The following is a 12298-nucleotide window of genomic DNA, read 5'->3' as shown; positions in this document are numbered from 1 at the left end:
AAAATCATCAATCTCAAATAGCTTTTTTATAATAAAAAACGATCTATTTTTAAAATCAAAAATGGTTGAAGCAGGCCTTAGTGATATGCTATTTGATAAAAATTCAACAAAAAACGATCTTTATATAGCTTTTTACGTTTTTGATAAAAATAGAAATTTAATCTATTCAAAGAGATTTTTAGGTGCTGATGACATAGCCGAAAAGGATCTATCTCAGCTTAGTTTAAATGAGACAGATGCCGGGAAATTTACAGTATCAGATCGAGTTTATAAAAACAATCGTTTTAGAGATATTTATGCATCTTATGGACTAAAAAATGGAGGCAGCATTTTAGTTCAAATTGATATAAAATTTTTGCAAAACTACACTAATGTAGATTACGATGATAAAAGCAAAACTTATGCTTATCTGGTAGATAAATATGGAAATTTATCAAGAGATGAGTTTTATAAAAAATTTGATGAATCGATGTTTTTGCCTTATGTGAGTCTTGGCGATGAGTTTAAAGAGGATAAAATAATATTTTCTTTAAGCCATATGAGCTTTTATCTCATAAGCTATATGCCAGAGTATAAAATTTTTGTTATTACAGCTTCAACGAAGCATTTTCATATCTTTATGCAGTTTGTGTTATTTTGGCTATCGATCTTTTGTTTTATATCTTCTTTAATTTTGTGGGTTAGAGATGTAAAATTTATAAAAAATAGAATAATGCCAGCTTTAAAAGAGGTAAGAGATACTTTAGATGGCGATGAATACGAGATAAGACGAAGTTTAAATGTAACAGAATTTGAAGATATAAAAAATGGAATAAACAAGCTAAAGATAGAAACCAAAAAAGCAACTGATGGACTAGAAGAATACAAAAGTAGATTTGGCTATATTTTTGAGCAAAGCTTTTTGAAAATAGTAGTTTATGATGCTTATAGTGGTGATATTATTGATGCTAGTAATGCATTTTTGTCTTCCATTGGCTACACAAAAGATGAGATTATAGAGCTAAATTTAAATGATTTAATAGATGACGATTTTGCATTGTTTATGCAAATGAAACAAGATACTCAAAATAGCGATATGAGTTTTAAAATCAAGCTAAAAACAAAAGATGGCGGCACTAAAGAGGGATTTTTACAAGAGTCGCAGATCGAGCTAAGGGATTCTAGGCTAAATTTTATGCTTATACACGAGCTTGACGATGAAAAATTTACGAAAAAGGATAACGAAGCAATAAATGATTATTCGTTTTTATCGCCAAATGTAATAGCAGAAGCATTAAGCAGCGATCCATTTTCTATCGTAAGAAGTACGCAAAATATCGATAGTGTCTTTAAAGTCCCGCAAGATAAGAAGCTCATAAATTTAAAAAATCTAATAAGCCCTGAAAGTTTAGATGAGTTTGCTGTAAATATTTCTAATGAATCTAAAAAATTCTTTGAAAAAGGTAGCAAAAATAGCGAGATAAATCTCGTAGCCAATATGCAAACAAATGAAAACAACAAAACGCCATTTAAGATAAAAGTAAAATTTATTGATAATGGTGCTGATAAAGAGCGAAAGATCATCTACTTTTTTAATGACTTAAGTGATATAGCAAAGTTGCAAGAAAAATATGATGCTGAATTAAAATATTTTCAAAGCATACTTTGGGCAAGCCAAGCGCTTGTCTTTTCATGGGATAAAAAAAGCGACACCCTTTATATCCCAAATGCTATCGCCAAGTCGCTCGGATATGCATTAAATGGGGATATGAGTATAAATTTTGAACGTGCAAAAACTATATTTGTAGATGAATTTGTAAGCTTTAAGGACTTTTTTGACCTTATAAAAAAAGGTGAAGTATATGATGGCGAAGTGCGTTTTTATAGGGCTGATAAAGAGATTATTTATGTAAGGATTAGAGCAAAAGCAATAGCTTTTTATGATGGTGAAGTAAGCGTTATAAAGGGCACAATGCAAGATCTTAGTGTGCAAAATAGCTTTTTTTCTTATCAAGACCTTTTAGCAAAAATTTTCTCATACGCAAAAGAGCAAATTATTATGCTTGATGATGAGTTTAGGATCATAGATGCTAATGACGCTTTTTTCGATACGCTTGACATTTCTAGAGATAAAAATTTTATAGAGAAAATTTACTCAAAAGATATAATAAATTTTAAAAACGGACTAAAAGATATTAAAGATGAAATTTTAAATTCACTTAAAATAACTGGCTTTTGGCAAGGTCTTATTCATGATGTTCGAAGCAAAAATAGACTCGAAGTCATAAGTATAAGTAAGCTTTTAAACGCATTTGGCGATCAAGAGGGATATATTTTGTTAGCTTCAAGCGCAAATGATGATTGCTACAATAAAGAGTATCTCGAATTTATCGCGTATCACGATACTCTGACTGGACTACCAAATAGATTTTTGCTTTTTAATAAGCTAGAAAATCTACTAAAACAAGCGAAAAAAAGCTTAAAAATAGCAGCTTTTTATGTTGATTTTGATAATTTTAAATCGATAAATGACGGATACGGACATCAAGTAGGCGATAAAATCCTAATAGAAATTTCAAAAAAAATAGATGAAATTTTTCCAAAACAAGGAATATTTGCAAGAATAGGCGGGGACGAGTTTATAGGTGCTATGCCTTATGAAAATTTGGGAGAAATTTACGAAACTGCTGAAAACATCTTAAGAGTGGGTCAGAGTAAAATTTCTATTGATGATGATGAGAAAAAACTTAGCGTAAGTATTGGCATTAGCTTAAGTAGCGATGCACTTAGTGTTGATGATCTAATTGAAAGAGCTGATTGGGCTATGTATCAAGCAAAGCTTAATGGAAAAAATAAGTATTATGTATTTAATTCGAAAAAAGATACGTACTTTAAAAATGAATATAGAGATGACTCAAAGATCATTGAAGCTATCGATGCTGGCGAGATGTTCTTACTATATCAGCCTGAGATTGATATAAAAAGTGGGGAAGTTAGTAGCTTTGAGGCATTTATTAGATGGAAAAATGGCGATAAGATATTAAGGCCATCAGACTTCTTACCGCTTGCAAAAGGCTCAAAAGCAGTTGTTGCTATCGCATTATTTACACTAAAAGATGCTTTAAAAGCCAGGGCTGTATGGCTAAAAGAGGGAATAAATGCAAAAGTTAGAGTAAATTTGTGCATTAAAAAGCTAATGACTTCTGAGTTTTTTGAGAAATTTAAAAAGCTTTTAAAAGATGAGCAACTAGACGCTAATGGGCTAATCATAGATATCGTTGACTCCGCAAGTGGCGTAAATTTAGATGATGTTGTTAGATATATCGATGCTTATAAGGAGCTAGGCGTTAGCTTTTCGCTTGATGATTTTGCGTCTTATTCGGGCTCAGTAGAAGCGTTAGGTATGTTAAAAACAAATAGATTTAATATAGATAAAAGATTTTGCAAACAGATTTTTGATTCAGTAGAAGCGCTAAAGACCATACGCATGATAAAGTATGTATCAGATACATTTGATTTTGATGTCATGATAAAAAATTTAGAAGATAAAAGCATGCTTGAAATTTTTGTTGGATTTGGCTTTAGTAGATTTCAAGGACGGCTTTTTGCGCCAGAGCTTAGCCTGGATGATGTGCTCAAATTTAAATTCACTCTATCATCTCCGCTAAATGTAAGAAATTTTCAAGATGATGAGAATTACAATATGCTTTGCAAAATAGTAGGCGTAAAAGAGCTTATGACTCGTTTGATAAATTTACTTAAATGCGATGAAAAAATAAGTGAAAAATTAAAAAGCGAAATAGCAAATCAAGTAGATGATATCAGAACAATAAATGAAAAATTAGCTGAAATTTTAGATACGATCCTTGTAAAAATAGATAAAGAGAACGTAATAAATTTAGCTAATGAGGCAATTTTGTTATGCGATAATGATCTAAATTTGAGTGGAGCGAATAAATAATGAATGAAAATGCTTTAAATGTTTATGAGCACGAAATCCCAAATGGAAGCAAGCTGTACTTTGCCAGTAGTGCAAAGCTAAAGAGGCAGATCGAGCAAAAAGCTAGTGAAATTTTAGAAAATGAAGGTTTTAGCGAGATCGTAACGCCATTTTTCTCATATCACCAGCATTTAAGTGTAGATGCTACAAATCTTTTACGTTTTAGCGATAGCCTAAATCACGAAATAAGCCTAAGAGCTGATAGTACGGTAGATACTGTAAGGATCGTGCTTAGAAGGCTAAAAGCAAACGAATCAAAAAGATGGTTTTATATCCAGCCAGTCTTTCGCTATCCAAGCCAAGAAATTTATCAAATCGGAGCCGAACTAATCGGTGAAAATGATGTTTTAAAAAGCATAAATATCGTAGCAAAGCTTCTTAATGAGCTAAAAATGGATACATTTTTGCAAGTAAGCAATATACAAATTCCAAGAGTGATTTGTGAAATTTTAAGCGTGCCTATTGAAATTTTTGAAAATGGACAAATGGAGAAAATTTTATCTCAAAATGTTCCATGGCTAAGCGCTCTTGCTCTTTTAAAGTCAGTTGATGAGTTGGATGAAGTGATTAAAATTTCTCCAAGTAAACTAAAAGAACCGCTTGAAAATTTGAGAAATTTAGCCAGCGCTTTAGAATATAAAAATTTAAGAATAGTTCCGCTATATTACTCGAAAATGAGATATTACGATAGTTTATTTTTTAGATTTTTAAGAAATAACAGCATAATAGCAAGTGGCGGCAGCTACGAAATAGACGGAAAAATAAACAGTGGTTTTGCTGTTTATACAGATGCATTGATAGAAGAAAAAATTAATTTAAGGAAGTAAGAATGAGAAAGGCTGATTTAGTAGTTGGAGTTCAATGGGGTGATGAGGGTAAAGGTAAGATAGTTGATATGCTAGGACTAAACTATGACATGATCTGTCGCTCACAGGGCGGCCATAATGCCGGCCATACGATCTGGGTTGATGGCGTTAGATATGCGCTTCACCTTGTTCCAAGTGGAATTTTGCATAAAAATATTATAAACATCATTGGCAATGGTGTTGTTGTTTGCCCAGAAGTATTAATCACTGAAATGGCTCAGTTTGAAAATTTGGAGGGAAGGCTTTATATTAGCGATAAAGCACATTTAAATCTAAGCTACCATAGCCAAATCGATCAAGCAAAAGAGAGACTAAAAGGCGAAAAGGCTATCGGTACGACTGGAAAAGGCATAGGACCAACTTATGCTGATAAAATAAGTAGAAGCGGTCACAGAGTAGGCGAACTGCTTGAACCAGAGCGTTTATGCGATGCTTTGATGCATGATTTTGAGACAAACAAATGTGTATTTGACGCACTTGGTGTAAAAATTCCTAATGAGAACGAATTGTTTGAAGAGCTAAAAAGATATAAAGAGGTTTTAGCTCCATTTATCGCAAATACTACAAACCTAGTATGGAAGGCACTTGATGAAAATAAAAAGGTATTGCTTGAAGGCGCTCAGGGCACGCTTTTAGATATCGACCATGGCACATATCCATACGTAACTAGCTCAAATACTATAAGTGCAGGTGCTTGCACAGGTCTTGGACTAAATCCAAAAGAAATCGGTGAAGTAATAGGCGTCATAAAGGCCTATACGACTCGCGTTGGTTTTGGCCCTTTCCCAACAGAAGACAAAGGCACAAGTGGCGATAAGATGTGTGATATCGGTAAGGAATTTGGCACAACAACAGGCCGCCGTAGACGTTGTGGCTGGTTTGATGCTGTGAGTGTAAAATACGCATCAAGACTTGATGGTGTTGATACCTATGCACTTATGAAGCTTGATGTACTTGATGGATTTGAAGTGGTAAAAATTTGCAAAGCTTATCAATATAATGGTGAAACTATCGATTATATGCCGACAGATCTTGAAAATGCAACTCCTATCTATGAAGAACTAGCAGGCTGGGATAGCGTAAAAGGCATAAGCAAATATGAAGATCTGCCAGCAAATGCAAGAGCTTATATCGAGAGAATAGAAGAGCTAACTGGCGTAAAGATCGGCTACATCTCAACAAGCCCTGAAAGAAGCGATACGATCATTAGATGAAAAGCAAATTTACCTCTATCGTCCGCGTAAAAAAACAAGAGATGGATAAGGTAGAGGCAAAGCTCGCCGTCGCCAGGCTTAATGTAAGAAATTTTGAAGAAAATTTAGTGCATTTAAGAGCAAGGCTTGAGGAGTTTTGCTTGCCAAAAAGTGGCAATATAGGCGAACTAAAGGAAAATTTAGAGTTTATAAAGATAGCAAGGCAAGAGTTAAATGCCTGCAAAGAGAGTCTTGAGATAGCTAAAAAAGAGGTTTCGCATTACGAACATAAATATAAAAATGCAAATTTAGAGTACGAAAAGATGAAATATCTAGAAAAAGAAGAGTTTAAAAAAGAGATAAAACGCATACAAAAGGCTGAAGCACTTGCGCTTGATGAGTTTGCAGTGATGAAATTTACAACTAAGAGCGAGTTTTGATGAGAGCGGTTTTATTATTTTTCATTGTTTTAAATTTTGCATTTTGTTTTGAAGTACCAGTTGACTGTACGCAAATTTTTGAAGCTAGAAAAGAAGAAATTTCAAAGGAGCTTGAGATCATAGATGAACAGCGCCAAGCTTTAGAGGTATTTCGCGCAAGCTCGGCAGCAGCCTATGAAGAAAATAATAAAAAGCTTGCCAAAAAAGAAGCTGACCTAAATGCGACAATGAAAGTGATCGAGCAAAAACGCAAAGAGATCGATGAAGTGGTCGCCAAAAATGAGAAAATTTTAAAAGAACTTCGCACAATGACTAGTGATAAAGTCAATGAGTCGTATTCTAAGATGAAAGATGGCGCGGCAGCTGAGGTGCTCTCTAAAATGCCTAGATCAAACGCAGCCACCATACTTTATGCTCTTGATGCCAAAAAGATATCAACTATCATGGCAAAAATGGATCCAAAAGTAGCATCTGAGATCACCACTTTGCTTCAAAAAGGGCCACCATTTGCTGATGAAAAAGGCGATATGCCAACCCCAGCTGGTAGCATAAATATACAGTAATAAATTTTTGCACAAGCAAGCAAGATTTTAAAAAATTTAGACACCAAAATATAAAGCACTTGCTTATAAATTTTTAATTTTAAGCTTGCCTAACTTTAGCTTGTATACTTTTGTGGTGGCTATTTTTTAACCAAACTTGCTACGACCCCAACTCCAAGGATGGCTAGAATGATAAAAAGGCTAATTTGTGCAGAAATTTCAAAACCATGATGAAAGATATGAGCAGTCGCATTTAAAGCTAGCTTTGCTGCTATAAAAAATAAAAGCACTATCACAGAAATTTCTAAATACTTTAAAAAATTTTTGAGTGCTTCAAGCACAAAATAAAGCGTTCTTAGCCCAAGTATCGCAAATATCATCGCTGAATAAACAATCACAGGATCTTTGCTCACAGCAATGACAGCTGGAACGCTATCAAAAGCAAATATCACGTCGCTTAGCTCAATCACACAAAGGCACAAGAATAATGGTGTTGCTATCCAAGTAGCTTTTAGCCTTAAAATTTGATCGTTAAGAGTAGTTTTTTGACTATCTGAAATTTGATTAGAAATTTCGCTAAATCTAACAAAAAAGCTATGTCCAAAAAGCTGTGGTAAAACCGGAAAGAAGCGGTAAACTGCCCTATAGGCTATATGGTTTGAATAATCTTTTATATCCTCATCGCACTTATCTTTTTTTATCATCATTACGGCACTATATGCGACTATTGCTGCAAATATTAGCTCCATCCAAGGCGAGATGGCAAAAAGCATCGTACCTACGGCTACAAAGATGAGCCTAAATATCATAGCTCCTATAACGCCAAAATAAAGCACTCTATGGCGATAAATTTCAGGTATCTTAAACCATGAAAAAATCGCCATCATCACAAAAAGATTATCTACTGAGAGCGACTTTTCTAGCGCATATCCTGCAAAATAAAGACTTGCTATTTCACTGCCTCGCTCAAAATATAAATATATGCCAAAAAGTACCGAAACTCCTATCCAAAAGATAGACCAAATACCAGCTTGTTTTAGTGAAATTTTCTCATCATGTTTATGAGCAAAAAGATCTATTCCAAAGGCAAGTGATGCCATTATAAGAAAAACTATAATTGTTTGAATTTCTAATGCGTTCAACTTTTATCCTTAAAATTTTAGCAAGGCATCATCAAGACTTCTACTATCTCGCCTTTTTTAAGAATTTCTTTATCCATTGGGATCATTAAAAGTGCAGCCTTGTTTGTTAAATTATTTACGATCGCTGAACTGCCAAGCTTTTTACCATTTAGATTTACAAAATTTTTTCCTTCACGATTTTCTAAATTTACAGCCGTAAATTCTAAAAATGGCGAACGCTTTTTATAGTCTTCGTTCATTATCGCCGTGATCTTTGGCTCTTCTTGAGCAAACCACGCATTTATTAGGACCCTCACGTAAAGCACACACATAACCATTGCCGAGTACGGAAATCCTGGCAGTGCAAAGATATATTTATCGCCTGACTTTGCCACTCTGATGTGACGGCCCGGTTTTATGGCAGCACCTTCGATGATAAGACTAAAATTTTCATTTAAAGCGCCTTTTACAAAGTCGTAATCACCCATGCTTATGCCACCAGTCGTCACTAATATATCAGCTGATTTTAGTGCGTTTATGATCGCTTTTTCGACAAGCTCAGCCTTATCTTTTACGATCTCGCAAAGGATCGGCTCCGCACCCATTTTGCGTATCTGCATGGCGATGCCAACGTGGTTTGAGCTGTGAATTTGTGCTGGATTTTCTAATGGCTCGCCAAGGTCTTTTATTTCGCTGCCAGTCGCTAGTATCGCAACTCTTGGGCGTATGAAAACGCTTACATGAAAGATACCAAGCTCAGCAAGAAGTGCTATCTCAGCGTAGGTTAGACGTGTGCCTTTTTTGATCAAAATTTCACCTTTTTTGTAGCTTTCTCCTACTTCGCGTACGGCAAAACCCTTTGGCACGCTCTTTTTAATAATTATTTTTGAGCCACTAACCTCGACATTTTCTACCGGCACAAGAGTATCAGTGCCTTCGCTCATTAGTGAGCCAGTGAAAGTTTTTACACATTTACTACCCTCTATGACTAGTCCTTTGTCGCTTCCAGCGGGCAGGTCTGTGATGGGCTCAAGCTCGCTTAGACCATCTTTAAAGGCAAAAGCGTAGCCGTCCATCGCTGAAACTGGCTTTGCTGGGTAATTTTCAGCAGCTGTCACGTCGTAGGCGATATTTCTATCAAGTGCATCTGTGATGGCTACTTTTTCGACCTTTTCCCACGCATTTATTGTATCTTTTAGAATTTTTAGGCTATCTGCGTAACTCATAAAATCTTTCATTTTTATCCTTTTTATGAAATTTTTGCATATTCTATCCATTTCGCTCTTAAAAAATTAATCTTTGTTTTATTTAATGATTATTAAAATATCGTTTAAGAAATCAGTTTGATTTTACCCTATACACAGGAATATTCATGAATAAAACAGTGCTTTACATCATTGCAGGTGCAAGCCTAGGCATTCTTGGCCCAGTGCTTGTTTATTTTGGCAACCCAGCAAATATGGGCGTTTGCGCGGCTTGCTTTTTAAGAGATAGCGTAGGTGCTTTTGGCTTTCATCAAGCCAAAGTGGTACAGTATCTAAGGCCTGAAATTTTAGGGCTTATCATCGGAGGCTTTTTAGCAAGTATGCTTTGGAGTAGAAATTTCACTCCAGTATCAGGCAGTGCGGCTTTTTCTAGATTTTTCTTAGGCGTGTTTGCTATGATTGGTTGTCTTATCTTTTTGGGTTGCCCATGGAGAGCGTTTTTACGTCTTGGCGGAGGAGATATGACCGCTATTGCCGGTCTTGCCGGTCTATTTGCTGGTGTTTTTGTTGGACGATTTTTCAAGAAAAATGGTTACGTCATACCTGAAAATGATGTCACAACAAAACCAGTTGCATTTTTGCCATTAATCATTGCTATTTTGCTTTTAATAGCCCTTGTCTTTGGTTTAAAGCTTGGCGATAATGGTGCTTTATTTAGCTCAGAAAAAGGCCCAGGCTCACAGCACGCAAATATCTTTATCTCACTTATTTGCGCCATTGTTATTGGTATTTTTATGCAAAGAAGTAAATTTTGCTCGGTTGGAGCGATTAGTAAAGTTTTTGAGCGTGATCTTTCAATGTTTTATGGCATTGTATCTATCATCGTTTTTGCAAGTATCACAAATTTAGCTCTTGGACAATATAAATTTGGCTTTGAAGCTCAACCTATCGCTCACAATGACGTTCTTTGGAATTTCCTTGGCATGAGCTTGGCTGGTCTTTGCTTTAGCCTAAGTTATGGCTGCCCAGGCAAACATTTAGTGCAAATGGGAGCTGGAAATTTAAGCTCGGCGGTATTTGTCTTAGGCATGGGAGCAGGCGCTGCGATAAGCCATAATTTCATACTTGCAAGCTCAGGAGCTGGCATAACTCCTTACGCTCCATATGCTGTAGCGATCGGCTTTATCTATGCTATTTATGTTGGAGTTTTTACTAAAAAAGCATAATATAAATTTGGCTGCCTTTGCAGTCAAATTTATTCACTCCTTACATCTATAATTTCATCAAAAAGTTCAAAAAGCTCGCGTTGATGTGTGATCATCATCACGCCAAGCTCCTTAAAATCGCTCTTTAAATTTTTCAAAATTTCAGCCGCTGAAGTATTATCAAGTGCTGAGGTTGCCTCGTCTAAGAATAAAAAATTAGGCTTTGCAAGATAGACTCTGGCAAAATTTAGCCTCTGAGCCTCGCCTCCACTCGTAATCTTAGGATAGTCTAAAATTTCATCTAAATTTTTAAATTTGCTAAGGCCAACTCTGGCTAAAATTTTATAAATTTCACTATCATTTTGCTCATTTTTGTTCGGATAGGAGATGAGTTCTCTTAGGCTAGATCTAACCAAATATGGCTTTTGGGGTATAAACATAACTCCATCTTTTGGCATCGATACTTCTGCTTTGCCATGCTGCCAGAGATTTGCTAGGTATCTAAAAGCCGTACTTTTACCAGCTCCACTCTTTGCACTTAATACCAACCATTTTTTTGGTGTTAAACTAAAGCTCAAGTCCTTAAATAAAATTTCATCATTTGGTGTCTTTAGTGTTAAATTTTTACAAATCACAGCTTCGTCATTTTGACTAAATTTATGAGTCTTTTTTATTTCGTTAAGCATGCTTATAAAGGCATATATACGCTCTACGCTAGCGGCAAATTCCATTATCTGCTTGTAATAGTCCATAAACCACGCAAGACCATCTTGAACTTTATAAAATGCTGTTCTTGCCTGCATCATATCACCAAAGCTCATAGTGCCAGCTAAATAAAGTGGCAGCGAGGCAAAGATCGGGATGAGATTTGTTATTTTTAGGTAGCTTGCACTAAAGCACTCAAGTCTAAATTCGGTGTTAATAATATGCTTATAGTTTTTGACTATTTTTAAGAAATCATCTCTAAACCTCATTTTTTCTCTTTTTTCTCCGTTTAAGAATGCGGCTGCTTCTGCATTTTCTCTAAGAATTAGTAGGTCTGCTCTATAGTTGGCTTCAAGGTGTTGTTTTTCAAAATTTAGTGGCTTTAGCTTTTTGCCGATAAGGTGAGTGACTAGTGAACAAATGAGCGTATAGATGATAGCTATGTAGACTAAAAAGCCACTTATCTCTAAATTTATTCCAGCGAGTTCAATCTTTAAAATTTTAGAAGCTTGCCAAAGAATAAAGACGAATGCTATTAAATTTGCGACATTATAGACAAAAGACTTTACTAAATTTATACTTCGCTCAACAAATAAAAAACTATCTTCAACGATTCTTTGATCAGGGTTGTCAAAATTTGTACTTGTAAGACTTGCTTTATAAAAACTAGAGTTTTTGAGCCACAGATCTTCTAGTTTTGAGCTTAGGCTCTCTCGCCAGGAAATGATGAGAATTTTCTTTAAATAACTGCCAAAAACTATAAAAATAACAATAAATAACGTATAGAGTAAAAATTCTCCCACAAGATGCAAGATCACACCCTTGCTAAACGTGCTTAGTGCGTCGTAAAAACGCTTCTCCCACTCATTCATCAAAACTGCTATTTTTGTCACGCCAAGACTTGCAAATATCATCAAAGCTAGAACCACCCATGCTTTAAAAGCCTTTTTATTTAGCCAAAACCAAGATGAAATTTCAAAAAATTGCCTTAAAATTCTCAAATTTTTCCTTTAAATTTAAAGGCCCAAGAGCCAAAAAGGCC

At 35.1% G+C, this 12298-nt stretch carries 9 protein-coding genes; 6 read left to right on the top strand and 3 right to left on the bottom strand.

The genetic code is table 11. The features are described from left to right. The 5 genes from FZ949_RS04220 to FZ949_RS04200 form a co-directional block, all read left to right on the top strand. A partial coding sequence (locus FZ949_RS04220; RefSeq protein WP_187424707.1) for a diguanylate cyclase domain-containing protein occupies window positions 1-3940 on the top strand: 3940 nt, incomplete at its 5' end. Beyond that, window positions 3940-4806, top strand: coding sequence for an ATP phosphoribosyltransferase regulatory subunit (locus FZ949_RS04215; protein ID WP_021090725.1), 867 nt, complete (start codon window positions 3940-3942; stop codon window positions 4804-4806). The genes FZ949_RS04220 and FZ949_RS04215, both read left to right, overlap by 1 nt. A gap of 2 nt (window positions 4807-4808) precedes the next feature. Continuing rightward, window positions 4809-6059 carry an adenylosuccinate synthase gene (locus FZ949_RS04210; protein ID WP_148790163.1) on the top strand — a complete coding sequence of 417 codons (1251 nt, stop codon included), beginning with the start codon at window positions 4809-4811 and terminating at the stop codon, window positions 6057-6059. After that, on the top strand, window positions 6056-6478 hold the full coding sequence (locus tag FZ949_RS04205) for a flagellar export protein FliJ (RefSeq protein WP_103579631.1): 423 nt from the start codon (window positions 6056-6058) through the stop codon (window positions 6476-6478). The genes FZ949_RS04210 and FZ949_RS04205 overlap by 4 nt, the downstream gene beginning before the upstream one ends. Next, window positions 6478-7041 (top strand): MotE family protein, encoded by a 564-nt coding sequence (locus tag FZ949_RS04200; RefSeq protein WP_021090673.1) that lies wholly within the window; start codon window positions 6478-6480, stop codon window positions 7039-7041. Before FZ949_RS04205 ends, FZ949_RS04200 begins: the two co-directional genes overlap by 1 nt. A 119-nt stretch (window positions 7042-7160) precedes the next feature. Here FZ949_RS04200 and FZ949_RS04195 read toward each other — a convergent pair whose 3' ends face one another. After that, window positions 7161-8162 carry a TerC/Alx family metal homeostasis membrane protein gene (locus FZ949_RS04195; protein ID WP_103579632.1) on the bottom strand — a complete coding sequence of 334 codons (1002 nt, stop codon included), beginning with the start codon at window positions 8160-8162 and terminating at the stop codon, window positions 7161-7163. Between the two features lie 17 nt (window positions 8163-8179). Beyond that, a complete protein-coding gene (locus FZ949_RS04190; protein WP_148790162.1) occupies window positions 8180-9379 on the bottom strand; it encodes a molybdopterin molybdotransferase MoeA in 1200 nt (399 codons plus the stop codon). Between the two features lie 134 nt (window positions 9380-9513). Between FZ949_RS04190 and yedE the strand changes: the two genes are divergently transcribed. Further along, window positions 9514-10572 (top strand): YedE family putative selenium transporter, encoded by a 1059-nt coding sequence (gene yedE / locus FZ949_RS04185; RefSeq protein ID WP_103579634.1) that lies wholly within the window; start codon window positions 9514-9516, stop codon window positions 10570-10572. A gap of 29 nt (window positions 10573-10601) precedes the next feature. On the opposite strand, the gene FZ949_RS04180 is transcribed toward yedE, so the two are convergent. After that, the gene (locus tag FZ949_RS04180) at window positions 10602-12257 is read right to left on the bottom strand and encodes an ABC transporter ATP-binding protein/permease (protein ID WP_103579635.1); all 1656 of its coding nucleotides are present in this window, start codon (window positions 12255-12257) and stop codon (window positions 10602-10604) included. Window positions 12258-12298 lie beyond the last annotated feature (41 nt).

The organism is Campylobacter concisus (assembly GCF_902460545.1).
Taxonomy (GTDB): domain Bacteria; phylum Campylobacterota; class Campylobacteria; order Campylobacterales; family Campylobacteraceae; genus Campylobacter_A; species Campylobacter_A concisus_AE.
Note: the sequence above shows the minus strand (reverse complement) of the source record. Positions and strands in the feature narration are given on the sequence as shown.

Excerpts from the sequence above, each read along its gene's own strand:
- FZ949_RS04210 (WP_148790163.1), top strand. The coding sequence starts at position 4,809 with ATGAGAAAGGCTGATTTAGTAGTTGGAGTTCAATGGGGTGATGAGGGT.
- FZ949_RS04205 (WP_103579631.1), top strand. The coding sequence starts at position 6,056 with ATGAAAAGCAAATTTACCTCTATCGTCCGCGTAAAAAAACAAGAGATG.
- FZ949_RS04215 (WP_021090725.1), top strand. The coding sequence starts at position 3,940 with ATGAATGAAAATGCTTTAAATGTTTATGAGCACGAAATCCCAAATGGA.
- FZ949_RS04200 (WP_021090673.1), top strand. The coding sequence starts at position 6,478 with ATGAGAGCGGTTTTATTATTTTTCATTGTTTTAAATTTTGCATTTTGT.
- FZ949_RS04190 (WP_148790162.1), bottom strand. The coding sequence starts at position 9,379 with ATGAAAGATTTTATGAGTTACGCAGATAGCCTAAAAATTCTAAAAGAT.
- yedE (WP_103579634.1), top strand. The coding sequence starts at position 9,514 with ATGAATAAAACAGTGCTTTACATCATTGCAGGTGCAAGCCTAGGCATT.